General features: G+C 41.7%; 25 protein-coding genes. 14 read left to right on the top strand and 11 right to left on the bottom strand.

Annotated elements, in window-relative coordinates; translation table 11 throughout:
* Positions 1-104: 104 nt before the first annotated feature.
* The 4 genes from metK to E4S40_RS15275 all read left to right on the top strand — a co-directional run bounded on the left by metK (position 105) and on the right by E4S40_RS15275 (position 5,546).
* The gene (gene metK, locus E4S40_RS15285; RefSeq protein ID WP_135076080.1) at positions 105-1,358 is read left to right on the top strand and encodes a methionine adenosyltransferase; all 1,254 of its coding nucleotides are present in this window, start codon (positions 105-107) and stop codon (positions 1,356-1,358) included.
* 221 nt (positions 1,359-1,579) lie between these two features.
* Positions 1,580-1,741 (top strand): hypothetical protein, encoded by a 162-nt coding sequence (locus E4S40_RS17115; protein ID WP_161971813.1) that lies wholly within the window; start codon positions 1,580-1,582, stop codon positions 1,739-1,741.
* A 1-nt stretch (position 1,742) separates the two neighbouring features.
* The gene (locus E4S40_RS15280; RefSeq protein ID WP_135076077.1) at positions 1,743-3,188 is read left to right on the top strand and encodes a carboxypeptidase-like regulatory domain-containing protein; all 1,446 of its coding nucleotides are present in this window, start codon (positions 1,743-1,745) and stop codon (positions 3,186-3,188) included.
* A 183-nt stretch (positions 3,189-3,371) separates the two neighbouring features.
* Entirely contained in the window at positions 3,372-5,546 is a 2,175-nt protein-coding gene (locus tag E4S40_RS15275) for a bifunctional alpha,alpha-trehalose-phosphate synthase (UDP-forming)/trehalose-phosphatase (protein WP_135076074.1), read from the top strand.
* A gap of 128 nt (positions 5,547-5,674) precedes the next feature.
* On the opposite strand, the gene E4S40_RS15270 is transcribed toward E4S40_RS15275, so the two are convergent.
* The 11 genes from E4S40_RS15270 to E4S40_RS15215 form a co-directional block, all read right to left on the bottom strand.
* Positions 5,675-7,456 (bottom strand): glycoside hydrolase family 15 protein, encoded by a 1,782-nt coding sequence (locus tag E4S40_RS15270; protein WP_135076071.1) that lies wholly within the window; start codon positions 7,454-7,456, stop codon positions 5,675-5,677.
* 113 nt (positions 7,457-7,569) lie between these two features.
* The gene (locus tag E4S40_RS15265) at positions 7,570-8,655 is read right to left on the bottom strand and encodes a BF3164 family lipoprotein (RefSeq protein WP_135076068.1); all 1,086 of its coding nucleotides are present in this window, start codon (positions 8,653-8,655) and stop codon (positions 7,570-7,572) included.
* Positions 8,656-9,340: 685 nt separating this feature from the next.
* Positions 9,341-10,480 (bottom strand): 6-bladed beta-propeller, encoded by a 1,140-nt coding sequence (locus E4S40_RS15255; RefSeq protein ID WP_135076065.1) that lies wholly within the window; start codon positions 10,478-10,480, stop codon positions 9,341-9,343.
* Between the two features lie 52 nt (positions 10,481-10,532).
* Positions 10,533-10,766: a hypothetical protein gene (locus E4S40_RS15250; RefSeq protein WP_135076062.1), complete on the bottom strand. Its 234-nt coding sequence runs from the start codon at positions 10,764-10,766 to the stop codon at positions 10,533-10,535.
* A gap of 185 nt (positions 10,767-10,951) precedes the next feature.
* The gene (locus E4S40_RS15245; protein WP_135076059.1) at positions 10,952-11,476 is read right to left on the bottom strand and encodes a hypothetical protein; all 525 of its coding nucleotides are present in this window, start codon (positions 11,474-11,476) and stop codon (positions 10,952-10,954) included.
* Complete coding sequence (locus E4S40_RS15240) at positions 11,469-12,587, bottom strand: 6-bladed beta-propeller (RefSeq protein ID WP_135076056.1); 1,119 nt, start codon at positions 12,585-12,587, stop codon at positions 11,469-11,471. Before E4S40_RS15240 ends, E4S40_RS15245 begins: the two co-directional genes overlap by 8 nt.
* Positions 12,588-12,643: 56 nt before the next feature.
* Positions 12,644-12,856, bottom strand: coding sequence for a hypothetical protein (locus tag E4S40_RS15235; RefSeq protein ID WP_135076053.1), 213 nt, complete (start codon positions 12,854-12,856; stop codon positions 12,644-12,646).
* Between the two features lie 175 nt (positions 12,857-13,031).
* The gene (gene nadD / locus E4S40_RS15230; protein WP_135076050.1) at positions 13,032-13,598 is read right to left on the bottom strand and encodes a nicotinate (nicotinamide) nucleotide adenylyltransferase; all 567 of its coding nucleotides are present in this window, start codon (positions 13,596-13,598) and stop codon (positions 13,032-13,034) included.
* Positions 13,599-13,601: 3 nt separating this feature from the next.
* Positions 13,602-14,174, bottom strand: coding sequence for a guanylate kinase (gene gmk / locus E4S40_RS15225; protein WP_135076047.1), 573 nt, complete (start codon positions 14,172-14,174; stop codon positions 13,602-13,604).
* Between the two features lies 1 nt (position 14,175).
* Positions 14,176-14,451 (bottom strand): mycothiol system anti-sigma-R factor, encoded by a 276-nt coding sequence (locus tag E4S40_RS15220; RefSeq protein ID WP_135076044.1) that lies wholly within the window; start codon positions 14,449-14,451, stop codon positions 14,176-14,178.
* Positions 14,452-14,463: 12 nt separating this feature from the next.
* The gene (locus E4S40_RS15215; protein WP_135076041.1) at positions 14,464-15,057 is read right to left on the bottom strand and encodes a sigma-70 family RNA polymerase sigma factor; all 594 of its coding nucleotides are present in this window, start codon (positions 15,055-15,057) and stop codon (positions 14,464-14,466) included.
* A gap of 117 nt (positions 15,058-15,174) precedes the next feature.
* Between E4S40_RS15215 and E4S40_RS15210 the strand changes: the two genes are divergently transcribed.
* The 10 genes from E4S40_RS15210 to E4S40_RS15165 all read left to right on the top strand — a co-directional run bounded on the left by E4S40_RS15210 (position 15,175) and on the right by E4S40_RS15165 (position 26,243).
* Positions 15,175-16,011 (top strand): lysophospholipid acyltransferase family protein, encoded by an 837-nt coding sequence (locus tag E4S40_RS15210; protein WP_135076038.1) that lies wholly within the window; start codon positions 15,175-15,177, stop codon positions 16,009-16,011.
* A gap of 195 nt (positions 16,012-16,206) precedes the next feature.
* Entirely contained in the window at positions 16,207-18,465 is a 2,259-nt protein-coding gene (locus E4S40_RS15205; RefSeq protein WP_135076035.1) for an ATP-dependent helicase, read from the top strand.
* Positions 18,466-18,560: 95 nt separating this feature from the next.
* Positions 18,561-19,178 carry a DUF4290 domain-containing protein gene (locus E4S40_RS15200; protein WP_237563208.1) on the top strand — a complete coding sequence of 206 codons (618 nt, stop codon included), beginning with the start codon at positions 18,561-18,563 and terminating at the stop codon, positions 19,176-19,178.
* The gene (murA, locus tag E4S40_RS15195) at positions 19,179-20,483 is read left to right on the top strand and encodes a UDP-N-acetylglucosamine 1-carboxyvinyltransferase (RefSeq protein ID WP_135076032.1); all 1,305 of its coding nucleotides are present in this window, start codon (positions 19,179-19,181) and stop codon (positions 20,481-20,483) included.
* Between the two features lie 11 nt (positions 20,484-20,494).
* Positions 20,495-21,487, top strand: coding sequence for a glycosyltransferase family 61 protein (locus E4S40_RS15190; protein WP_135076029.1), 993 nt, complete (start codon positions 20,495-20,497; stop codon positions 21,485-21,487).
* Positions 21,488-21,580: 93 nt separating this feature from the next.
* Complete coding sequence (locus tag E4S40_RS15185; RefSeq protein WP_135076026.1) at positions 21,581-23,299, top strand: IlvD/Edd family dehydratase; 1,719 nt, start codon at positions 21,581-21,583, stop codon at positions 23,297-23,299.
* Positions 23,300-23,356: 57 nt separating this feature from the next.
* Positions 23,357-24,118, top strand: a complete 762-nt coding sequence (locus tag E4S40_RS15180) for an SDR family NAD(P)-dependent oxidoreductase (RefSeq protein WP_135076023.1) — start codon at positions 23,357-23,359, stop codon at positions 24,116-24,118.
* A 13-nt stretch (positions 24,119-24,131) separates the two neighbouring features.
* Positions 24,132-24,800 carry an acetoacetate decarboxylase family protein gene (locus tag E4S40_RS15175; protein WP_135076020.1) on the top strand — a complete coding sequence of 223 codons (669 nt, stop codon included), beginning with the start codon at positions 24,132-24,134 and terminating at the stop codon, positions 24,798-24,800.
* Complete coding sequence (locus E4S40_RS15170) at positions 24,784-25,575, top strand: SDR family NAD(P)-dependent oxidoreductase (RefSeq protein WP_135076017.1); 792 nt, start codon at positions 24,784-24,786, stop codon at positions 25,573-25,575. The genes E4S40_RS15175 and E4S40_RS15170 overlap by 17 nt, the downstream gene beginning before the upstream one ends.
* 26 nt (positions 25,576-25,601) lie before the next feature.
* Entirely contained in the window at positions 25,602-26,243 is a 642-nt protein-coding gene (locus tag E4S40_RS15165) for a hypothetical protein (RefSeq protein ID WP_135076014.1), read from the top strand.
* Positions 26,244-26,431: the final 188 nt, after the last annotated feature.

Here is a 26,431-nt window from a genome sequence, read left to right as displayed (position 1 = left end):
ACCAAGCTTCTGATTCTCTTTCTACTGTTCAAATTCCGGTTTTTTATTTCCCTCAGTTCCTGTATTTTTGCGCTCCATCTACGAATGCATCAATCATTTAATTTATGCCCTATTTATTTACTTCAGAGTCTGTGTCAGAAGGTCATCCAGACAAAATCGCTGACCAAATTTCCGACGCATTAATTGATAATTTTTTGGCTTTCGATCCAAGTTCCAAAGTGGCTTGCGAAACGCTCGTGACCACCGGACAGGTGATTTTGGCAGGTGAAGTCAAATCGGATATTTACCTCGATGTGCAGAAGATTGCACGTGATGTGATCAACCGCATCGGCTATACCAAAAGTGAGTACATGTTTGAAGGCAATTCCTGTGGAGTTTTGTCTGCGATTCATGAACAGTCTGCCGATATCAACCAAGGGGTAGAGCGAGAAAACCCAGAAGAGCAAGGTGCGGGTGACCAAGGAATGATGTTTGGTTATGCCACCAATGAGACAGAAAATTACATGCCTTTGGCATTGGATCTTTCCCATCGAATCTTGCGAGAACTAGCCGCTCTTCGCAGGGAAAATAAGGATATTACTTACCTACGTCCTGACTCCAAGGCTCAGGTGACCATCGAATATAGTGATGATAATGTGCCGCAGCGAATCGACGCCATTGTGATCTCTACTCAGCATGATGACTTTGATACAGAGGAAGCCATGTTGGCAAAAATCAAATCGGATTTGATTTCCATTTTGATCCCCCGTGTAAAAGCAGGACTTACGCCGGATATCCAACAGCTTTTCACTTCTGATATCAAATATCACATCAACCCTACCGGTAAATTCGTGATCGGTGGTCCTCATGGAGATACTGGGTTGACCGGCCGAAAGATCATCGTGGATACTTACGGTGGAAAAGGGGCACACGGAGGAGGAGCTTTCTCTGGAAAAGATCCATCAAAAGTGGACCGCTCAGCTGCTTATGCCACAAGACATATTGCCAAAAATATGGTAGCTGCCGGAGTAGCAGATGAAATGCTGGTACAGGTTTCCTATGCAATTGGAGTAGCTGCTCCAATGGGAATCTATGTCAATACCTACGGCACTTCCAAAGTTGGGATGACAGATGGAGAGATCGCCACCAAGATTGGTAAATTATTCGATATGCGCCCTTATGCGATTGAGCAGCGCTTAAAGCTTCGAAATCCTATCTATGAGGAAACTGCAGCTTATGGACACATGGGTAGAGAACCGCAAATCGTTACCAAGCGATTCTGTTCACCTTACCGTGATGAGATCAGTTTGGATGTGGAGCTCTTCACTTGGGAAAAGCTGGATTATGTAGACAAAATCAAATCAGCTTTTAATCTGTAACTAATCAAGCCTCCAGAATTTCAGGAGGCTTTTTATTTTGATTAAAAATTTGATTATCCTTTTTAAGGAGTTGATTTACAGGGTTATTCAGTTTATTTCAAATAAACTAATCCGTAAATATTTAATAGATAGTTTATTTTGATTTCGTTCTTTCTATTTTTGATTTGTGAAGACGTTTTTCATAGTTTATCAATGAATATTCTTTCACTTAAACTTTAAAAATGGTGAAAAAGAAAATTCCAATTCTACTATTTTGCTTTTTTGGGTTTGCTCTTGCTCCAATTAGCAACTCGAATGCACAAGTGGAAGGCGCCTATTTAGCTGATGGATACTTTGATGAAAAAAATGAAAAACAAGGGTTTTATCTAATGCGAATCAACTAATATGAATTTAAGATATCTGCTTTGGATTTTCTTATGTTTTTTTTCACTATCAACAAAGTCACAGTCTTTGGTTAAAGGTCAGGTAACTGATTCATCCACAGGTGATCCTATTCCCTTTGTAAATATTATCATCGTTGACCTTGCCAAAGGGACAGTGAGCAACTTAGGCGGTGAATTTAATTTTAAACTTCCTGAAAATGCCCAGGATCAAATGGAAGTGGTTTTTTCCCATATTGGTTATGAATCCCTAAGACTAGTGGTAGCTGAGCTTAAAGATTCGCCTATTAGTATAACTTTAGATCCTAGTGATTATGAGTTGAACCAAGCCATCGTATTGGATTTTGATCCCAAAAAAATCATAGAACGGGCGCAAGCAAACCTGAAGAATACTCAATATGGAAAACCCCATGAAGTAGAGGTGTTTTATCGGGAATTGATTTGGGTCAATGACAGTATTCAAGGACTTGCTCGAGCTAAAGGATACTTGCATTCTGAGGGCTACCAGCAAAGGCACTCCAATAAGCCAAGCACTAGCGGAGATGTTTATAATTTTATGGCTTTTGATCAAATTCAGAAGTCAGAATATGGTATCCTTACAACTATGACTGGGAGACCAAGAAGTGCTGTTGGGGATTTAATCTTTCCGAGTCTAATCTATCGATTATGGGACTTCAAAATAAATTGGTTTGATTATGAACTGCTTGGAGGCCGAAAAATAGGTGATCGAGAAGTTTATGTGTTAGCAATCAAAGCAAAGAATGGGGGTGTGAAAAATAAAGCAAACCAATGGGGCTACAGTCATTATGGTTTACTTGAAGAGGCTGTATTTTATATTGACCAAGAAGACTATGGGGTTCATATGATGGAGTTATTGCAAAATTTCCCATCTGAAAAAAGAGTAAATATGAATGTTGGTCAAACTTATTCACAAAAAAGCAGAGAGGGAGTTGTCAAATTTAGGAGAGATCAGGAGGGAAAGTATTTTTTTACTTATGCAAATTATACTTCAAGATATACAGACTTCGGATATGAAACTGAGGAAAACCCTACAATACGCGAGGTCAAAGAGTTTGCAGAGCTGTATGCGATGCAGTTTGATATGAAAGTGTTATCAAATGAGGAACTTTCGGAAAAATATTATGCTCCCATCGTAGGTACAATTCCCGACCGGACCATATCCCATCATCCTGATCTTTATAATGGATGGATTTTTATCGTCGGTAAACCGCGATACAATAAAGAATTTTGGGGGGACTTTGACTACCCCGCTTATTCTGGAGAAAAACAGCTGGAAATTCAACTCGCCAAACAAAAACCGCTGGATGATCAATTCCAGCAATTCCGAAACAATCAATTTTACCTCCTACCCATCCTGAGAAGACGACATGGTCTACGAGAAAATTTTTGGAATCGAACAGCACTCTATCAGCATCCGGCAGAATATTAGCTATGAGGTAAATTAGGGAGTTGATACAGGAATAATCATTCAAAAATAATGAATGTATGATGACTTATGTAGGGTGAATTTCCTAACCATTCTGCCATTTCCGCTCATTTTTCCTATCTTTAAGCATATCACCTTTTTGTAGAGGGAGCATTCCCTTTTCATGTTTTTAATCTAAAACCTATCATGGCAAAAACCATTATTGTATCCAACCGACTTCCTATTTCTCTTCGTCATCGCAACGGACGCTTTGAGTTCAAACCATCAGCCGGAGGATTGGCTACCGGACTGGGTTCCATCTATAAATCCGGAGAAAATATTTGGATCGGTTGGCCTGGAAATACCGTCGAAGATCCTGAGCAGCGAGCGGAAATCATCCTGGAACTCCACGACCTCAAAATGGCCCCGGTTTTCCTCTCCAAGGAAGATGTGGAGCAGTTTTATGAAGGCTTTAGCAATGAGACACTTTGGCCTGCCTTCCACTACTTCACCCAATACATGGTCTATAATCCGGAGCATTGGGAAGCTTATGTGCGGGTAAATCAAAAGTTTTGTGATGCCATCTTGAAAAAAGCTGATCCTGATGATACCATTTGGGTTCATGATTATCAATTGCTTTTACTTCCCCAGATGCTTCGGGAAGTGTTGCCAGATGCTACCATTGCCTTTTTCCAGCATATCCCATTTCCTTCTTATGAAATAATCCGAATGATCCCTTGGAGAAAGCAATTGCTAGAGGGAGTTTGTGGTGCGGATTTGATCGGTTTCCATACTTACGATGATATGCGCCACTTCCTCAGTGCTGTAGGACGAATTACAGGCCTATCCAGTGAAAGTGGCTATATACAGGCTGAGAATCGCATAATCAATGTGGATTCTTTTCCGATGGGAATTGACTATGACAAATTTGCCAAACAGGCGAAAAGTAAGAAGACCCAGAATATCGTAAGGGAATTCAGAAATCAGATTCTGGATCAGAAACTGATTCTCACCATCGACCGCCTCGATTATTCCAAAGGAATACCGCAGCGCCTTCATGCTTTTAACCAGTTGCTGGCCGAGCACAAAGAACTACATGGTAAGGTTTCCATGATCATGATAGTGGTACCTAGTCGGGATAAGGTACAATCCTACAAAGAGCTTAAGGAAGAAATTGACCTGCTTGTCGGAAGAATTAATTCGGATTATTCCACCCTTAATTGGGTGCCTGTGCACTATTTCTATCGAAGTTTTCCTTTCGAGGAACTTAGTGCTTTCTACAATTTGGCTGACATTGCCTTGGTGACTCCACTTCGGGATGGGATGAATCTGGTATGTAAGGAATATGTGGCGAGTCGGACCAATCAGAATGGGGTATTGATCCTTTCGGAAATGGCCGGTGCTTCCAAGGAATTACAGGATGCCATCCTCGTAAATCCCAATGATCAACAAGGGGTTGTGGATGCGATTTATCAGGCCTTGACCATGAAACCTGCCGAACAGAAAGACCGGATTACATCCTTGCAGTCCACCGTCAAAAAGTACGATATCTTCCAATGGGTAAAGGTATTTATGGACCGCATCGAGCATGTGAAGGAAAAGCAAGCCGAACTCACCTCCAAAGACGTGGATACCAAAGTCATCAATGAGATTGATAAGGCCTTCAAAAAAGCAGAGCGACCAATTCTATTTTTGGATTACGATGGCACACTCACAGGCTTTGTTGCAAATCCTCAGGATGCCAAACCGGATGCTGAATTGAAAGCCATCATCAAAGGGTTGAGCCAAAAAGCGGAGGTGGTTTTGATCTCTGGACGGGATAAGGATACCTTGGGAACATGGTTCAAAGGTTTCCAGATCGATATGATTGCCGAGCATGGCGTTTGGGTGAAGCGTAAGTCCAATCGGGCAGAATGGGAACTCTATGCCGATGTGGATGATAGCTGGAAAGAAGATATCCGAAATGTGATGGAATACTACGTCTTGCGAACTCCGGGTGCTTTTATCGAGGAAAAACATCATTCCCTCGTTTGGCATTATCGAAAAGTAGAAAGCGGCTTAGGAGATCTTCGTATGCGTGAACTTTTCAGTCATTTGAAATACATGGCTAGAGGTCATAATCTTCAGGTATTGGAAGGAAACATGGTTCTTGAAATCAAGCGTCCCGATATCAACAAAGGCCGAGCAGCCACAGCTTTAATGAAGGGGCAGGAATTTGACTTTATTTTGGCGATAGGAGATGATTGGACAGATGAGGATACCTTCAAGGCCATGCCAAAAAACGCTTATACCATCCGTGTCGGCTACGCCTATACCCAAGCCAATTACAACATCAAGTCCTTTAGACAGGTGAGGAATTTGTTGGGGAAGTTGATTCAATAGGTTGTCGGCTTCGCCTCCAAAGATACACATCGCTGCGCTCAGTGAGATATGCCTGTGGCGAGATATTCTTTGCCACTTCTTTGCTTTGCGGGAGAAATACCTTTACCGTGGCTTGGAGCCTTATGCCTCTACAGGAAATTCGGGATGTCCAGTTTTTTACCGATACGGAAGGCAGCATTCATCAATCCTACATGGGAGTAGGCCTGTGGAAAATTACCCCATTGACTGCCTGTGGCCTGATCAACGTCCTCAGAGAATAGATTCAGGTGATTGCAGTATTTGACCAAGGTTTCAAAGCCTTCAATTGCCTCGTCCAATCGGTTCACGCAAGCCAAAGCCTCGATATACCAGAAAGCACAAATCAAGAAGGTAGTCTCCGGCACTCCGAAATCGTCCATGTGTTTGTATCGATAAAACAAAAAGTCCTTCGCAAGCAGATCTTCTTCCAAAGCCTTCAAATGATTGTTTGCCCGCTCCAAATCATCCCCAAAATAACCCATGGTAATCAATTGTAGCGTGGAGGCATCCATATGTTGGGAACCGATAGCCTGGGAATAAGCTTTACGCTCAGGGAGATAACAGGCTTCGATTTTTTTAGCTGCTTCATCCCGTAGCAAGATGGCCTTTTGGTACATGGCCTCATTCTTCAGCCGAATCCCGATTTTTGCGGCCGCATTGGCACCCGCCCAATGAAAAAGGAAAGTATAGCAATGCTCCTGCGCGAGATTTCGAAACTCCCACAAACCCGCATCTTTTTCGTTCATCGTAGCCTCAATTTTATCCAGCAAATTCATGATCAAAGGCTCAGAATGACTCCGCTCGGACTCCGTGAAACGCTGATCAGAGTACAAAGGCAAAAGTGAAACCAAGACCTGACCATACAAGTCATTTTGAATATGGGTGTAGGCCTGATTGCCAAATCGAACAGGCTTATTTCCCAAGTATCCGTCTAAATCGGATATCTCCTCCGTCAAAAGCCAATCTCCCGTGATGGAATAAAGTGGCTGATAGCGTCCATCCGGCCCGGTGGGTAGGTTTTGGATAAAGTCGAAATACTTCTCCAACTCTTCAAAGTGACCCAGACTATTGAAACAGGTCAGCGTGTAGTAGGTATCCCTGATCCAGCAGTAGCGGTAGTCCCAATTTCGGGTACTGCCCGGAGACTCAGGAAGGGAAGTGGTGGAGGCTGCGATGATGGCTCCTGTATCTTCAAATTGGTGGATTTTCAGAATAAGGGCCGAGCGCAAAACAAGTCGTTGAGAAAAGTTAGGAATGCTGGTAGACTTGACCCATGATCGCCAATAGTCCGTCGTCGATTGTAAAAAGCGTTCCGAGGTTGTCTCGATAGGAGCTTCCAAAGGCCTACCATAAGTTAGTACCAAATACACCGGTCGCTGCAGTACAAAAGGCTTTCCCTCGCAGATATATGCCAAGGGTGCATTGGTAGTCAGGCGCAATTCCTGCTCTATCCCCATGTAGCGAATGTGATTACTACCTTGACTTGGGGTAAGTGCTAACTGACCCTTATTGGTGACCGGCTGACAAGTGATTTTGATCTTTGGACTTCCGGAAAGAGGCTCTACTTTACGGATTAGCATCAAAGGCTTGTAGTAGCGATCGTAGTTTTTGAACCGCGGGGCAAAATCCGTGACCTTATAGCTGTAGGAACCATTGGAAATGACCGTTTCCAGAATATTCGTGTTTTCTACATAGGATTGGCTGGAAGTGAACTCTCCGGAATCGGGAAGAATCGTGAATTTGCCTCCCTTCTCTCGGTCTAGCATCCCGCCAAAAATAAAGTCTGAATCGAATCTAGGCATGCAGAGCCAAGAGATATTACTGTCTTTTTCGATATGGGCGATATAGGCACAGTTGCCGATCAAGCCGGATTCGTAGAGGTGTTTGCTCATGGAGTTGAAGCTTAGGTTTAAAAAAAGTGCGGCTGTTAGGTCAAAGGCAAATAAGCAAAAAAGAGGAAGGGAAGCAAAATTCCTTTCCCCTAATCCTAAAACAGGTGAACGTCTTAGTAATCAAACCGAACAAGATTGGGTTCCCGGTCAACTGTGACTCCGTAGATTACTTTGTTTTCTTCGTCCACTGCGATTCCTAAGATGGGAAAATCTAATTGATAGTGGTTTAGGATATTGCCTTTGTAGTCAAATTCAAAAATTCGATTTAGATTATCTGGGTTACTAAGTTCACGAAAAGATTTTCCTGAAAACAAAGCGAAAAATGATTTTTTACCCGGATATACATCCAAATATCGAAGCGTAGAATTCGTTCCAAAATCTGGCATTTGGTAGCTCATAGAATAGCCAATAGTAAAGTCTTGGATATCTTTAGATGGACCATAGATGGTAAGGATATTCTTTTCTTCTATATCAATAATATCAATATAATCTACAAAAGTGCCTACTTCAACCAAGTGTGATTTAGATGAATTGCTTTTGATGATTCCTTGGAATAAATTACTAATTAAATTTGCATCCAGTTCTTCGGCCAAGTATCCATTAGGCAAGTCTTTATTCTTAATCATGTCAGCCCAATTGCCTAACAAGGCTAAGGTGTCTCCTTTTTTTGTCAAATGTAAGTATTTAGACCAACCATCTACAGTGCTTCCAAAAAGTGTTTCATTCTTTGTCCAAGCTATAGTAGTCAAGAAAAAAGAAGTTTCGGGAGATTTAAATTCCTCCTCAGCTAATCTAGAGGAATCGTTAATATTATATTTAGAAAATTTTCGTATTTCTGGATCGTATGCCCAAACTTTTCCTGGTTCTCCAGTATCTTCAATTTGAGTGATCACAGTGACCTCGCCTGGTCCCATACCGTCCACTCCCTTTGACCGAAGGTATTCGCCGGTTTTTAAGTCTATCAAATGAAATTTACTGTCCCTGACATTTTTCCGCTCTATAACAATGATAAAGTCCTCCTTTAAAAACACGCTGCGAGGATTTACGATTTCTTGAATTTCATACTTTTCTCCCTCAAGTTTTTTAACTGTTGGAAGATCTTTTTCTGAGAAATATAGAATATTGTCAGAAATCTCTCTTGAAGTACAATTCAAAAATAAGAGAGTCAAAAATAGATTGAATACTAAATTCCTTGTCATATAAATTATACAGATTAAATAAGCAGGAGAGTATTGCTCCTGCTTAATTTATCATTACCATGTACATGTTTCAACACATTGGATCCAAGTTGACTCTGCTACCAATCCGGCATAAGGATGCCGACACGTTGCTATCGATTCACAGCACACCCCTCCCCACTGCGTAGTCTCGAATCCTGGTGGACAAGGTTCCTCTTCCTCTTGTGCATTTACCGAAATCCCGGTTAGCATCATTAAACCCAAAAAGGCTATTCCAAAGATTACTTTTTTCATTTTTTAAAGAATTAAAGTTTACTAAAAAGTTCTTGATCAAAAACGGCTCCGACTTCGAAGCTGAAACTAATCTAATGGTCTAGTTTTATAAATCAAACCTAAGCCTTTAAAAAAGATTGGGCTTTTACAAGAAAGGTCTTTTTTTTTGCAGACGGCTAAGAATCAGCTAGATGTAGAGCTTTTTTTTTCGAATATAATCCACCACCGCATCAGGCAGAAGATAGCGCACAGATCGCTTTTGCTGTATCGCCTTCCGGATAAAGGTCGCCGAGATATCTGAATAGAGAAGGTCGGCAAAAAATATCTACTCCTCGCTTGCAGTAGGCATCATTTTTAAATGCTCATTTATATAAGAGGAGAAAATATTGAACCTGATATCATTTCTAATAATCGCATAATTTATAAATATAAGCTAGCCTATTTCATCAATCTTAAAGAAAAGCAGTAAAAACTCCTCAGGACCTAAAGCCCCCATTTCATCGAAGGCAGCCTCTAGGTTTTTGTTCTTCGAAAAATCCCAACCCCCATTCTGGTTGGGCTTGAGCACTGCAATAAACTCTCCATTCTCACTTAAACCAAGAATTCCATCAAAGCCGATGTTACCGATTTTATTGTGGATTAGCTCCTCAGTATCATAAATTCTATTAGTTGATTTTGATAGAAGTCTGCCCTTAATTCCAGGATATTTAAATGTTGTGAATGAAAGGAATTTTTCATTTTGGAAAATATCAAAAACACCAATATACATTTGGCTTTCAACAAAATATTCTAACGGATGGGGATGGTTGCCATAATCGATTTTTGAAATCGGAGCTTCTAAATCAAAAATATAGTCAACTGAAATTTCGTGGCTATTAGAATTATATCGAAAAATGGTGTCTCTATTCCCAACAGTAAAATTATAATTATCTCTATCAATTTTAGAAATAACATTCCTACCATATAATGGGGTCATGTCTAAATAATCAACAAAAGGTATGGCTGATAAAACCAATTCTTGATTTTCATAAACTTTGAATCCATCCTCTGCATTCAGGGAACCATTATTAATCAGAATCTCCGAACTACCTGATGGTAATAGGTCTATATACCTAATATTTTCATTATACTTCTCCTCTTTGATAAAATTACCGTCAAGATCGAAGAAATATTTTTTCCGATAATCCATTGGAATCAGGATTAGTACATTCTCCTTTTCATCATAGTATATATTTTCCAAGTTCTTATATTCTCCAGGCCCTTCACCGATTCTATGGATGTGATTTAAATACTTTCCTGTGTCATCAAAAATAATCACTGCATTTCCTATAATTCTATCAACCAAAATAACCCGATTTTGAATAGCTAGGATCTTATACACACTTCCAACAGGTGCAAAAGTATTTTCCGTAAACCTTACTATCCGAGCAGATTTTATGGATAGATTTTCAACAGAGGCTACTGGCTGAATTTTTATCGGATGGATATCCCCCTCCTCCGAAGAGTTTTGATTGCATGAATAGATTAAATTCAGAGAAAAGATTGCTAGAATGTAATAAAATCGTTTTATCATACTTTTTTAAAATAGAAATGCGGGTCGATCTAACCCGCAATCAGTCTTGTTGTCAATTCGTGAAAGAACAAGAAGTAGTAGCCTCAGCATTACAATCAATACCATCAATCAGTCCCCAAAGGTTCGTCTTTCGACCACAAACGGTAACCGTTATGGTTTCACCATCGATTTCTATTGAGTCTTCACATTCCTCCTCTCCTTCTAAAACTTGAGCATTTGCTATGGAGCCACTGTATGATATGCATAAAGCAGCCAAGAAGGCTAATCCAAATAATAATTTTTTCATTTTTTTTGCCGTGCGTGAGACACGAACGGCGGCTTTTTTTAAAAGTTTTCGGCCAAAAACGACTTCGACTCCGAAGTTGGAACTAATCTAATATACTAGTTTTCATAAAAGAACTTCCTAGTTTATGGATAGTTTTATTGTTTCTTGAAAGGCATACTTTTTTTTCGAATGGTCAGAAATAAAGTCTAAGGACTAATCTCTGAAGGCTTCATCCTGAAATGCTGTTCGAGTTGGGATTCGCGAAGGTTGGGAATTCCAAATTCATAAAAATCTAATATCTGGTTTCCCTGAACGAGAAAAAATAGATTTGATTTATTGTCAAAAGGCACATTTTCTAGATGATTCATTTTGAAAAAAGTATCTTCGGGATCCAAATAAACAGGATACGGGAAATCTCGTTTTCTGAAAAAGGAAATCACTTTTTCTTTGCTGTTGTTTTCATCTTTCGCCTTGCCTCCCAAAAAAATAATGACAGATAAATCCGGATAAGAATCTGCAAACTCTTTCCAATTCACTATGTTGTCTGTAAAGGGATATAGCGATCTTTCTGAAAGACTTAGATAAGCGACAATCTTCGATTCGCAAGTTGGACAAGGGGGATTACCCTGATGAATGATTTCCACGTTTTCAGGAAAAATCATTTGCTCTGGTTTACTTTGGCAAGCATATGCCAGAAAAATCAAAGCAAAGTAGATAAATAACCTATTCATCGAATTGAATTTTAGTCTTTAGGATAACAGGATAGTCAAATTCTCGTTCAGGCAGATCTTTTTGGATTTTATCCAACGAACTTTTGGGAAGAGCGTCCAAAATCACAGATCGATAGGTCAAAAAAAGCACCTCTCCATTTTCAATTCCAATGGGATAATGATAAAGCATATCATCATTCAGATTGGTAGATAATTTTTGTGTTTTATCAGTTGATTTATCAATAAATACCAATTCCTTAAAAATGCCTTCAGGCTTTTGTACATGGACGCTGAGTAGCATCAATTGCTCATCTACAAATACCCCATGTAGATTGGCAAAGCCTGTCTCACTCATTTTTCCAAAGCTCTCCATAATATCTTCCTCCCAAAAGAAGTCGGGGATGGCATAGCTTCCAAAATCCATCTGAGCAATGCGCTTTATCGAATCATTTTCAAACCGATAAACATAAGGCTGAAAGGATTCGATTAGATGCAGGTTATTTTGGTTTTGAAAAAAATTTCGCTCGGTCATCGGCAAAAGCTTATTTTGATGGGTATTTTCTAAATAGGAAGAAATTATCGTTCCACTTGGATCTGTTTTGACCAGTCGGAATTTCGTAAAGGGTAGGTTGTAACTTCCGTAAAGAAGATATTCTCCCGAGGGTAATTTGGTAAATGAGCTTGCCAAATAGCTGGTTTTAAATACCGTTGTTATTTCCCCTGATTGAGAAATCCGATAGATGCTAGCTTGATCACCTATACCTGAAAGCACCTCTACATCACCGTCAGAATTGATAAAAAAATCATCCATTTTAGGAAGATGATCGGGGCCATCACCCACAGGGGCGATGATTCCCAGGTAGTCGCCATTTCGATTGAATTGATGAATCCCATCCTTATTACCCTCATCCATCAAATAAAAAGTCTTCTCGTTAAATCTAACCCGAATATCAATTCCCATGAGATTTTCACTTGTGGTTTCTAAAGGGATAATTTTTTTGATTGTTAGGTTTTCTTTACCTATTAAGGAGACATCATTTAAGGAAATTTGGGGATAATCATCAGGAAAAGGTGGGTTACAAGCAAAACCAAAGAAGAAAATTAAGAAATAAAATATAGGGTTAATTTTCATAAAGACATGAGAAATAGCCACCCTCTACAGGAGGGTAGCTTTTAATTAATGGATATTTATTCGCAATTGTTGCAACCAATCTCAAAGACTCGACAGCGTTCACTTGTAAATTGGTTATCAGAATGGTATACTGTGTAACCACCGTTGCAAATCACCATTCGTTGATAACATGATTGAGTGCCTTCCTCTTCCTCCTCCTGAGCATTAACTGAAATTCCGGTTAACATCATTGAGCCCAAAAAGGCCATTCCAAAGATTACTTTTTTCATTTTTTAAAGAATTAAATTTTACTAAAAAGTTCTTGGCCAAAAACGACTTCGACTCCGAAGTTGGAACTAATCTAATACACTAGTTTTCATGAAAGAAAAACATAGTGGGAGATTTGATCGATTTTTCCAGCAACGGTATTTTTTTTCTAAATGGTTGGCTTGTATGAATAAAAGCCTACAAATACAGCTTCTTATCCTGGATATACTCCTCTACTTTTTGGGGGAGCAGGTATTTGACGGAATAGCCTTTTTGTACGGATTCACGGATAAAAGTTGCCGAAATATCCAACAAAGGGGCATCTACCCACTGTACGGCAGGATGATCAAACTCCCTTTTTTCCCCAGGTCGCGGATAGACATAGACCTGATAGTGCGCTAGAATCTGCTCGTAATTTTTCCACTTTTTAAATTGACTGAGATTATCCGACCCCAAAAAAATACGGAACTGATGCTGTGGATACTGCTCACTGAGATAAGTCAGCGTATCGATGGTATAGCTCGGGCGGGGCATGTGAAATTCCACATCACTGGCCCGAAAGTGGAAATTATCTTCGATTGCCAGCTCCACCATGCGCAGTCGATCAAACTCATGGATGAGGGATTTTCTTTTCTTCAGAGGATTCTGAGGACTGACCACAAACCATACTTCATCCAAATCTGTCCGATCATAAATCGTCTCGGCAATAATCATATGACCGATGTGAATAGGATTGAAGCTGCCGAAGAAGAGTCCGATATTCACCGTTTAGGAGGCTAAAAATTCCCGAACAAGTTTTTCTGCTTCTGCTGAGGACTTGGTAAAATCATCATTGATTATAGTCACATCAAACTGCGGCTCAAATTTCATCTCAAATTCTGCCTTGTACAATCTTCTGGATAGGGATTCATCAGATTCGGTTCCCCGGTCATTGAGCCGGGATTTGAGGACTTCCAAAGAAGGAACCTTCACAAAAATCGCCAGTGCATGATCTCCGAAATATTTTTTCAGCGCCAATCCACCCTTGACATCTACATCAAAAATGACCGCTTTACCTGAATCCCAGATGCGCTGTATTTCTTCTTTCAGCGTGCCATAAAAGTTTCCTTCATAGACCTCTTCCCATTCAATGAAAGCATCCTCGTCGATTTTTCGCTTAAATTCCTCTTGGGACAAAAAGTAATAATCCTTACCGTGCACCTCATGTCTTCCTCTTCGGTCCCGTGTACAGGCTGAAATAGAAAACCCCAGATTTGGGATTCGTTCGATCAGGTATTTGACCAGGGAGGTCTTTCCCGATCCGGAAGGCGCGGAGAAAATGATGGCTTTGCCTTGCGTCATCTTATTTGCTTTCTTGGATCATTTGCCGGATAGAGTCGGCTAATTGATGGGGTACAGGTTGTTTGGTACATTTGGTTTTCAGTACTTCCCGGATGGCTTGTTCAAGATGAAAATGCTCAAAGCAGGGCTGGCATTTGTCCAGCTTTTCTTTGAGGATTTCCTTGCCTTCCTCACCCATTTCTCCATCTAGAATACTTTCCAGCAGCTGAAAGCATTTGCTGACATCACTGCACTGAAGCTTTCGCTCCTCGGAAGATCCTTGTCCGTTGTTTTCCATTTGGTATTCGTTTTATTCCTCCTCGTCTGTCTTGTAGCCCATGGATTGGGCATATCCTCGCAATTTTTCTTTTAACAGGTTCCGCGCCCGATGCAATCTCGATCGAACCGTTCCGATCGGGATATCCAAAATTTTGGCCATCTCTTCGTAAGTAAAGCCCTCCAGGTCTGCCAAAATGATCACTGTTCGGAAATCTACCGCCAAGGCATTCAAAGCATTGGAGATCTCATCCCCGAGCATATCCTTGACCGAATCAGCCCGTAAATCAGTAGTTCCTTGAAAGTCAACATCATCAGAGTTGTAATAAGTTTCAACTTCCTGATAATCGACCTTCGCAGGCTGCTTGCTTTTCTTCCGATATTCGTTGATAAAGCTGTTTTTCAGGATGCGAAACAGCCAGGCTTTGGCGTTGGTTCCCTGCTCAAAGGAATTGATAAATCGGTAGGCCTTGAGATACGTATCCTGCACCAGGTCTTTGGCATCGTCCTCATCAAAGGTGAGCCGGTAGGCAAAATTGTACATGGAGTCTATGTGTGGCATAAACTCCCCGTCAAAAATGCGGTTTTTCTCTTCCTGCGTATATTTTCTGCGCTGACTTTCCGACATAAGTCTCAAAAGTAATAATCTGCTTAATTTATAACTAGGAATCGGGAACTTATCCCCTCTTTTCCTTTATTTTGTTGCTTCGAAAAGGCCAAATTTTCTGACATCCCTCGATAAGCCATGCTTTTCTTTCGATTGCTATCCCGACTTCCTCTTTCGGTCCTGTACCTATTCACGGACATCCTGTATCTGGTGGCCCGTTTTGTGATTCGGTATCGAAAAAAGGTCATCGATGAAAATCTTCGATATGCCTTTCCGGAACTTACAGATAAAGAGCGAAAAAAGGTCCGAAACCGATTTTACAGGAATTTTACTGACACATTTGCTGAAACCATAAAATTACTGACAATTTCGGAGGAGGAATTCCGCCGCAGGTTTGTCATAGTCAATCAGCCTGATTTGGATGCTCCGGTCCATCAAGGGGTCAGTTCCATCATGATGGCAGGGCATATTTTCAACTGGGAATGGGGAGTAGTCGGAACCAATTTATACACGGAGGTTCCGGTCGAAACAGTTTATCTAAAAGTGAATAATCCCTTTTTCAATGAGTTGATCAAAAAAATCCGGACACGGTTTGGCGGATATGTAACAGAGAAAAAGGAGTTTCGACGAGGCATGCTTACCTTGGGTAGGGATCCACGCATTGTCTTGCTTGGCTCAGATCAGCGTCCGCCATCGTCGGAGAATCGCTATCAGCGGGATTTCATGAATCGCCCGGCGGTCTTTTTCGAAGGAGCTGAATTTCTCTCAAAAAAAATGAACCTCCATGTGCATTATGGGAAAATGACCAAAGTCAAGCGGGGATACTATCGCTATGAGTATGTGCCTTTGGCAAGTCCTCCTTATGATGCGGCGGAACCACATTCCATTACGGATCGTTTTTGTGAAATGCTGGAAGAAAATATCCGTGAGCAGCCGGACATGTATCTTTGGAGCCATAAGCGGTGGAAGATATGAATTAGGATGAATTGGAAAATTTTAAAATTGAAAAATTGTCCAAAGTTCAATCTTAAGTAAAATATCAGAATCTAGCTTCTTGTCTCTGATTTCTTGTTTCTGGCTACTTGATACTTGATACTTGATACTTTGTACTTGGTACTTAATACATATTACCATTTGTTATTAAACTCTAGCTACTAGCTACTCAAAATAATGGATTACCTAGAGGAACTCAACCCCCCGCAGCGGGAAGCAGTCGAACATACTGAAGGGCCGGTGATGATTATTGCCGGTGCCGGCTCAGGCAAAACCCGGGTTTTAACTTACCGGATTGCCCACCTGATCTATGCTCGGGGGATTGACCCATTTCAAATTCTTTCCCTGACTTTTACCAACAAGGCTGCCAATGAAATGAAGCAGCGGATCGAACGATTGGTAGGTCTAGAAGCTCGGAATACCTGGATGGGAACTTTCCACTCCATTTTTGCAAAAATCCTACGTGTTGAGTCCGATAAGATTGGCTATCCATCCAATTTCACGATTTACGATACGGATGATTCCAAATCCCTTATTCGGACCATAGTTAAGGAAATGCGATTGGATGACAAAGTGTATAAACCGGGAGTGGTTCTTTCCAGGATTTCAGGTGCAAAAAACCGCCTCATCTCCTGGCAAGCCTATCAGGCAGATCCCTTTGTCAAGGCAGATGATGAGGCAGCCATGAAACCTAGAATGGGGGAGATTTATCAACGCTACCAAGAGCGACTTTTCAAGGCTGGTGCTATGGATTTTGATGATCTCTTATTTAATACGAATGTGCTTTTCAGAGATCATATCGATGTGCTCAACAAATATCAGCAGCGCTTCAAATATGTGATGGTGGATGAGTTTCAGGACACTAACCTTTCCCAATACCTTATCACCAAAAAACTGGCAGCTGTTCATCAAAACATCTGTGTAGTAGGGGATGATGCCCAGAGTATATATGCTTTCCGCGGAGCGGATATCCAGAATATCTTGAATTTTGAAAAAGACTATCCGGATCTTTTTGTTGTGAAATTGGAGCAGAATTACCGTTCCACTAAGACCATTGTGGAGGCTGCCAATTCCATTATTGACAAAAATAAAGCACAGCTCAAAAAGACCGTTTGGACCTCGAACCCCAATGGAGATCTGATCGAATTAATCAAAGCAGCTTCAGATAATGAGGAGGGCCGAATAGTAGCTACCACCATTTTCGAGGAAAAGAATAATAAGAAACTTCAAAACTCTGATTTTGCAGTTCTATATCGAACCAACTCCCAGTCCCGAGCGATAGAAGAAGCGCTTCGTAAAATGAACCTAACCTACAAGATTGTGGGTGGGCTTTCTTTCTATCAGCGCAAGGAAATCAAGGATTTGATGGCTTACCTGCGCTTCACAGTCAATCCTATGGATGAGGAGGCTTTCAAGCGAATCATCAATTATCCTAAGCGGGGAATTGGGAATACATCTGTAGAAAAAATCTTGGTGGCTGCTTACGACCATGATGTGCCACTTTGGGAAGTTGTTCAAAATCCATTTCCATTTTTGGGAGGCCGTGCCGGCTCGGCTGTGGATGATTTTGCAACCATGATCAAAGCTTTTCAGATCGAAGTTCAGCGAAAGGATGCTTACGAAGCGGCAAGTTCCATAGCCAAACAAAGCGGTTTGCTTCGGGAACTATATGAGGATAAGACAATTGAAGGACTAAACCGCTATGAAAACGTGCAGGAACTTCTCAATGCCATGAAGGAGTATGTGGACAATCCTGAAAATGAAGACAAGAGTTTGGGAGCCTTCTTGCAGGAAATCGCCCTGCTTACCGACAATGATCGGGATAAGGACACCACCGATGCCATCACCTTGATGACCATTCACTCCGCCAAAGGCTTGGAGTTCAAGCAGGTCTTTGTAGTGGGAATGGAGGAGGATTTATTTCCTTCACAAATGATGATGCAGAGTCGGGAAGATTTGGAAGAGGAGCGTCGCTTATTCTATGTGGCTACTACCCGCGCAATGGATAAGTTGTATTTAACCTATGCGCTCAGTCGCTATCGATTTGGTCGCTTGCTCAATTGTGAACCGAGCCGCTTTTTGGAAGAAATCGATCCGGCCTGTATAAAGGTAAATAAGAAAATGGCTACTCGGGAAATGCCGGGAGCATTCCGAAGAGAAGGCTTACCGGGAAGTACGGGATTCATCGGTATCAAGAAAAAACCCGAGACCCGTATGCCTACTCAGATGAAGGTGCATACGCCGAGTCCTGATTTCAAGCCTAGCAATACCAATAACCTGCAGGAAAGTCAACTAGTTGAACATCCAAAATTCGGATATGGGAAGGTTTTGAAGATCGAAGTGGATGGACTTAATCGTAAGGCCACCATCCAATTTGAGCATTTTGGGGAGAAGACTTTATTACTTAGCTTTGCAAAGCTCAGAATTATAGACTAAGAGAATGCCCTTCTGCCTTTGGTGATTTTTTGTTACCTTTTGACCGGCAGCCCAAGAGGGCGATAGAGCAGCTAAAATCAGAAAACAAGACTATTTTGAAAGAATACGGAAAAAACATTCAAGGCTTGGTGGACTATGTCTGCAGCATTGAAGACCGGGAAAAACGCACTGCCAGCGCTTACACCATTATTGATATCATCAAGCAGTTGAATCCTGCTATGAAGCAGGAGAATGATCAGAAAATTTGGGATGATATCTACATCATGTCTGATTTCAAATTGGATGTGGATAGTCCTTTTCCAATGCCTGAAAAAGAGTTACTCGGGAAAAAGCCTTTGCCAATCGGCTATCCAAGAGGAGAGGTTCGCTTCAAGCATTATGGTCGAAACATCGAAAAATTGATCGAGAAAGCGATCGAAATCGAAGATGATGAGGAGCAGGAAACAGCGATCATTTACATTGGACAGCTGATGCGAAGCTTCCATTCCACTTGGAATCGGGATAATTTCGATGATGGCATCATCATTGACGATATCAAAACGCTCTCCGGTGGGAAGCTGCATATTGATTTGGAAAAAGTAAAAGAAAACGCCCTTTTCGAATCCAATACCAGAAGGGACTTCAAAGTGCCAACCCATGAAGAGCACAGTGGTAAAAACAAGCGAGGCGGAGGCCGTCGCAGAAATGGACATAACAAAAAACGGCGAAACTAAATGGCATCTTTTCGGGTCCGTGGTGGGAATCAGCTCAAGGGTGAGATTATTCCCCAAGGAGCAAAAAATGAAGCGCTTCAAATTCTTTGCGCAGTACTTTTAACAGACGAAAAAGTAACTATCCATAAAATCCCCAATATCCGGGACGTCAACAAACTTATTGAGCTCCTGAGCGATATGGGGGTGAAAGTGACCAAGCTGGGTCCTGAATCCTACTCATTTCAAGCAGATGAGATCAATCTTGAATATTTGGAAACGGAAGACTTCTTGAAAAAAGCTTCTGCACTCCGAGGTTCCGTGATGATTTTGGGTCCACTTTTGACCCGCTTTGGTACAGGAAAGCTATCCAAGCCGGGTGGAGATAAGATCGGCCGACGTAGGATGGATACCCACTTTACCGGTTTCCAAAAACTAGGAGCCAAATTTCACTACGATGCCGAGCGAGAGATTTTCCATATAGACGGAAAGCATCTGAAGGGTACCTATATGCTACTGGATGAGGCTTCTGTCACTGGTACGGCAAACATCGTGATGGCAGCCGTAATGGCCGAAGGCAAGACTACCATCTATAACGCGGCCTGCGAACCTTATTTACAGCAGCTTTGCGACATGCTCAACCGTATGGGTGCCAAAATCACCGGTGTCGGGTCTAACTTGCTTCACATAGAAGGAGTGGAGCGCTTAGGTGGGACGACTCATACCATGCTTCCTGATATGATTGAGATCGGCTCATTCATTGGCTTGGCAGCCATGACTCAATCAGAAATCACTATCAAAAACTGCCAAATTCCAAAGCTTGGGATCATTCCTGATACCTTTAAGCGAATGGGGATTAAGATGGAGTTTCGAGGTGATGATATTTTTATTCCTGCGCAAGATCACTATGAAATTGAAACCTTTATCGATGGTTCGATTTTGACGATTGCAGATCAGATTTGGCCTGGCTTTACTCCTGATTTATTGTCAATTGTATTAGTGACAGCTACTCAAGCAAAAGGGACGGTTTTAGTGCATCAGAAAATGTTTGAGTCACGCTTATTCTTCGTGGATAAGTTGATCGATATGGGAGCACAAATTATCCTTTGTGATCCTCACCGTGCCACCGTGATTGGCTTGGACAGAAAGTATCCTTTGCGTGGTATCCGAATGACCTCTCCGGATATTCGGGCAGGGGTAGCACTGTTGATTGCGGCATTGTCTGCAAATGGGACCTCCATCATCGATAATATCGAGCAAATTGACCGAGGCTATCAAATGATTGATCAGCGTCTGAATGCACTAGGGGCAGATATAGAGCGTTTGTAAATTCAATACCTATGCCGCTGAGCCCCTCTGAATTGGAACAGGAAATCCGAGTAAATCGAAAGCTTCCTCAGAATATCAGAGAGGAAGATCAACCCCTGTTCCAAAATTGGCTCGAATCCTCATTTAGCATGAAGCCTTCATGGGTTTTGGAAGATGCCTTTATCCTCCAAGACACGGTTTTTTCCTGGAAGGAATTACGCTTTTTTGATTCCCATACCCATGTTTTTGGATTGGGACCTTTCCCTTTGGGGAAGCGAGTTTTGAATTGTGCACTTCGTAAATGGCGAACGATTGAGGAGGGTATTTGGATTAAGGATGAGTGGAGTGCTAATTATTTTCACTGGATGACGGATTGTCTTCCACGCATTTGGCAAGGTTTGGAAAAAGGGATCACAGATCGGGTGATTTTGCATGAATCCTATCAAAAACTTTCGTTTGTGCACCAAAGCCTTGAAATGATCGGTGTTATTCCGGTCTACTATTCATCCTCTGAAAACCTCAAGGTTAATCGACTGGTTTTGACTTCCCGTACAGCGGAATTTCCCCATTTCAATCCCAAATACACCTTAGAGACTAGGGAAAGACTTTCCAAAGTTTCCCAAAATCCTCAGCGGAAAATCTACATCAGTCGCAGCATGGCAGCCAAGCGGCGTGTACTTAATGAAACAGAAGTTGAGCTAATACTTCGAAAAAGGGGATTTGAAATTTTTCACGCCGAAAATCTCTCGGTTCAAGAGCAAGTGGAGCTCATGGGAGAAACACAATTGCTGGTTTCTTTGCATGGAGCGGCTCTAACCAATATGATTTTTTTGCCTTCGGGAAGTCAGGTGCTGGAGCTTCGGAATTATCATGATGACAAGACAAATTGCTATTTCAATTTAGCCAATGCACTTGGGCTATCTTATTATTACACCTTAAACGAAGGAACTGAGAAGAATACAATACTAGCGGATTTCACTATTGATGTGAATGCGCTTGAAGAAGTTTTGGATAGTATGGCTTGATAAGCTGAGAAATCAAGGAGAATAGGTTTTTTACTCGATTAAATCTTCTTTTTTTCCTAACTTCTAGAAAAAATTCTCAAACCCAAAAAAACCATGTCCAAGAAAAAACTCCGTAGTCAGGAGTGGTATGGCCGTACAGGAAAAGACGGCTTTATTTATCGCTCCTGGATGAAAAATCAAGGTCTTCCTCATCATCTTTTTGAAGGCGAAAAGCCAGTCATCGGAATATGTAATACCTGGTCTGAATTCACTCCCTGTAATGCCCATTTTCGGGAATTAGCTGAATCCATCAAACATGGAATTTGGGAAGCCGGTGGATTTCCATTGGAGTTTCCGGTCATGTCTTTGGGTGAGTGCTCCATCAAGCCAACAGCCATGCTTTTTCGAAATCTGGCTTCCATGGATGTGGAGGAAAGCATCCGTGCCAATCCCATGGATGGGGTTATTTTGATGTGTGGCTGCGATAAGACAACTCCCTCCTTAGTAATGGGTGCTGCTTCAGTTGATTTACCCACTTTGGTTGTTTCAGGAGGTCCTATGTTGGTGGGAAGATTTAAGGGTAAAAAAATCGGAACATCCGATGTTTGGCGATTTGCAGAAGAGTACAAATTAGGAAAGCTCTCCCAAGAAGAATTTATTGAAGCTGAAGCGGCCATGTCCCGTTCCAGAGGTCATTGTGCACCGATGGGAACAGCTTCTACAATGGCGGCCATGGTGGAGGCTTTAGGCTTAGCTATGCCTGATAATGCAACGATTCCGGCTGCTGATTCCAGAAGGAAAGTTTTGGCTCATATGGCCGGTATGCGAATCGTAGAGCTGGTGAAAGAAGATATGCGTATGAGCAAGATTTTGACCCGAAAAGCCTTTGAAAATGCCATTATGGTCAATGCTGCTTTGGGAGGGTCTACCAATTTTATTCTGCATTTGACAGCCATTGCAAAACGGATTGGAGTAGAGTTGGATTTGACGGATTTTGATCATTTTTCATCCCAAATCCCACTGATAGCCAACGTCCAACCTTCGGGAGAGCACTGGGTGGAAGATTTATTTTATGCTGGCGGTTTGCCGGCAGTGATGCGGGAGATTCAATCCAAGCTCCATACAGATTGCATGACTATCAATGGAAAAACCATCGGGCAAAACATTGAAAAAGCGGAGTGTTATGATCGGGATTTGATCGGAACTTTAGAGAAACCCATTAAGCCGGATTCAGGAATTGCTGTACTTAAGGGTAATCTATGCCCGAATGGGGCGGTGCTCAAACCATCTGCAGCCAGTCCGCATTTGTTAAAGCACACGGGAAAGGCTGTGGTTTTTGAAGATATTGATGATTACAAAGCGCGTATTGATAATCCGGATTTAGAGGTGGATGAAGCCTCTGTTTTGGTACTCAAAAATGTGGGTCCAAAAGGCTATCCGGGAATGCCTGAGGTAGGAAATATGGGTTTGCCGGCTAAGCTTTTGGAAAAAGGAATTAAAGATATGGTTCGCATTTCGGATGGTCGAATGAGTGGAACGGGGTATGGGACGGTTGTGCTCCATGTTTCGCCGGAATCTGCCATTGGAGGGCCTTTGGCTTTGGTGCAAAATGGAGATTTGATCGAATTGGATGTTCCTAATCGTAGTCTGAACTTACTCATTCCTGAAAGCGAATTGGAACGAAGAATGGCGGAGTTTAAGCCAACTGAATTGCCTTATGATCGTGGCTATGTCAACCTATTCTTGGATCGGGTAAACCAAGCCCATGAAGGAGTTGATTTTGATTTTCTTCAGGGAAGTTCCGGATCGGAGGTGAAAAGGGACTCCCATTAATTTTAGAATAAACCCTGCAAGAGTTTTGATCCCTTGCAGGGTAAAACAAGTACAAAAATGAAAAATCCAAAGACAGTAATTATCACCGGGGCAGGTCAGGGAATTGGTCTGGAGATTGCCCGTAAGATGCTTGAAAATGGATCTCAGGTCGTGATAAATGACTCCGAAAAGAGTTTAGTTGAAGATGCGATAGCCAATCTTTCCAGAATGGGAAAAGGTAGCGTAATCGGATGCTCGGGGGATGCAGCTTCTGACTCGGTAATTCAAGAAATGGTTGAATTGGCTTTGCATCATTTTGGAAAAATAGATCAGGTAGTAGCCAATGCAGGAATTACCCTTTTTGGAAATTTTTTGGAATACAATCGGGATGATTTCATGGAAGTGATGCGAGTCAATCAAGCAGGGACCTTCTTTTTGGTACAGGCAGTTGCCCGAGTTATGAAAAGACAAGAAGAGGGAGGGTCGATCCTGTTGACCTCATCTGTTACGGCTCATCAAAGCCATGAGAATCTCACAGCCTATGCCATGAGTAAGGCGGCGATCGAGATGCTTGCCAAGAATCTAGTTCTTGAGCTTGCCCCACATGGAATTCGGATCAATGCCATTGCTCCGGGAGCAACACTCACGGAGCGAACAACAACCGATCCGGAGTATGCCAAAATCTGGTCTCAGCTGACTCCTTTGGGTAGGCCAGCGTCTACAACTGACATTGCAGAAGCAGCAGCCTTTTTACTATCCGATGCAGCAAGGCATATCACAGGTCAGACCTTGGTGATTGATGGAGGTTGGACTTCTGTAAGTCCTTCACCTTATTCCTAATTACTGACGAGGTATGACAAAACCCCTGTCGAAAGAGCTTTTTCAAAAAGCCCCTGCACCTTGGGATTTAAAAGGTGAAGGGGTGATTTTGGTATATAAATTTCCCAAAATCTGGGTGGAAGAGCAGGGTCAACTACCCGAATATCTGAAAGGGAAGTTTACAGGTGGTTTAGGATATCTCATGTTGGTCAATTATACCCAAAGTCCAGTCGGACCTTATCGGGAATTATTGTTAATCCCCGGAAAATTCAAACCTCAGGGGAAGCAGTCCATTACTCGGATTTTTGTGGATTCGGAGCAAAGCACTCAAAATGGTCGAGCTAATTGGGGTATTCCGAAGGAAACTATGGACTTTGATTGGATAGAGGAGGATGAGAAAATCAAAATTCAGGTAAAATCTCGAAAAGAGCCCCTTTTCTCCTGTGAGATCAAACCTTTTGGATTTCCATTTCCTGCAAGTACCAAACTTCTTCCTATTGATCTCTACCAACATTGGGAGGGGAAAGGATTTTACACGAAGCCTTCCGGAAAAGGGAAGGCCAAGTTGGCGAGGGTGAAGATTCAAGAAGTCAACCCGAAATTTTTTCCTCAAGTGGATCAAATCAAACCACTTTTAGCAGTTCATATCCGCCCTTTTCAAATTCATTTTCCAAAACCCATCATTCATGAAGGGAGCTTTTAGCCAAAAAAATATCATCGTCACAGGTGCAGCCTCAGGAATTGGAAAGGAGCTGGTAAGGCTACTGTATGGGCAAAAAGCCCATATTTTGGCGGTGGATTTCTCAGAAGAAGGTTTAGATGAATTGGAAATGGAATTCCCGGGTATTCAGATTCTAAAGGTAGATTTAAGTCAAAAGGAGGGGAATGAAAAGATTTTGGATTGGGTTCGGACTCATTGGGTTCGAGTCGATGTGAGCATTGCTAATGCAGGAAAGGCGGAATATGGAAAAGCCGAGCAGCAAAACTGGAGGGAAATGGATCAACTTTTCCAACTTAATGTTTTTAGCCCCATACAATTGGGGATGGAATTACGTCAACAGCTGAAAGAAAATTTTGGAAGACATGTGATTGTGGCTTCGGCTATTTCCTATTGGACAGTGCCGGGTTACAGCATTTATGCAGCTAGCAAGTCAGCCCTACTTCAATGGGCCCGTACTATATGGAAAGAATCAGGTGGGGATTGGTTGACTTTGGTATTTCCAATTGCTACGGATACGAAGTTTTTTGATGCAGCAGGAAAATCTATTCCCAAGGCATTTCCCCTTCAAAAGCCCCAAAAAGCGGCAGAAAAAATATTGAAGGGAATTATCCAAAGAAAAAAACGTATTTTCCCTTCTAGCTTGTTTCCTTGGATGATGAATTTGGATCGTTTTTTATTTTTGATCCAACCAATCTATCAAGCTTTAGAAAGAAAAAAATTAGAGAAATGGGTTCTAAACAATCCTAAAAATGAATAAGTTACCCTCATCTAACCCTTTAAATTATGAATAAGTCCTACCTCTTTGTTTTGGCGATTCTGGCGACTTTAGCCTGTTCTCCAAAGATGCCCGATACCCTTCCATTTCAGGTTGCAAAAGCCTACGGATTCGAGAATTTTGATGAGCTGAAGTCCATATCCTACACATGGAATGTTCAGCGGGACTCGGTAAATGTTTTTTCAAGAAATTGGTCTTGGGATATCAAAAATAGAATGGTAACCTACACGGGTCCTGATACCACTTTTACCTACAGTCAGGATTTACCTAAGGAATCTCTTCCCGATGCAGATAAGGGTTTTGTCAATGATAAGTATTGGTGCATGATGCCCTTTCAACTGGCTTGGGATACAGGATATGAATATGAGGTGACTGAAAATGTACCTACGCCTCTTCATCAGCAGAATTCTACCAAACTAACGGTGGTTTATGGCTCGGGGGATGGTTACACGCCAGGAGATGCCTATGATTTGTATTTGGATGAAAACCACCACATACTTGAGTGGACATACAGGAGACAAAATGCTCCGGAGGGAAGAACATGGACTTGGGAAAATCTTCAGGATTTCGGTCCGATTAAATTAGCAACCGATCATCGGGACGGAGCAGGTAACCGCTTTATTTGGATTTCTGATGTGGAAGTGGAGTAGTTTGACAATCGCTCAAAACTTACCAACCACCCCGATTTTGGGGTGGTTTTTTGTTGTCCTGAATGTAAAATCGGTGAGAGGAAGAAGTTTAACCCGGATTATGCATCTACCAAATCACCTTTCACCATTATTAAGCAGGATTATCCATTCTTTAGAATTCGAAGGATTTGATCACTCTCTTTTTCTCT

It is taken from the genome of Algoriphagus kandeliae (genome assembly GCF_004571135.1).
In the GTDB taxonomy this organism is placed as follows: Bacteria; Bacteroidota; Bacteroidia; order Cytophagales; family Cyclobacteriaceae; genus Algoriphagus; species Algoriphagus kandeliae.
Note: the sequence above shows the minus strand (reverse complement) of the source record. Positions and strands in the feature narration are given on the sequence as shown.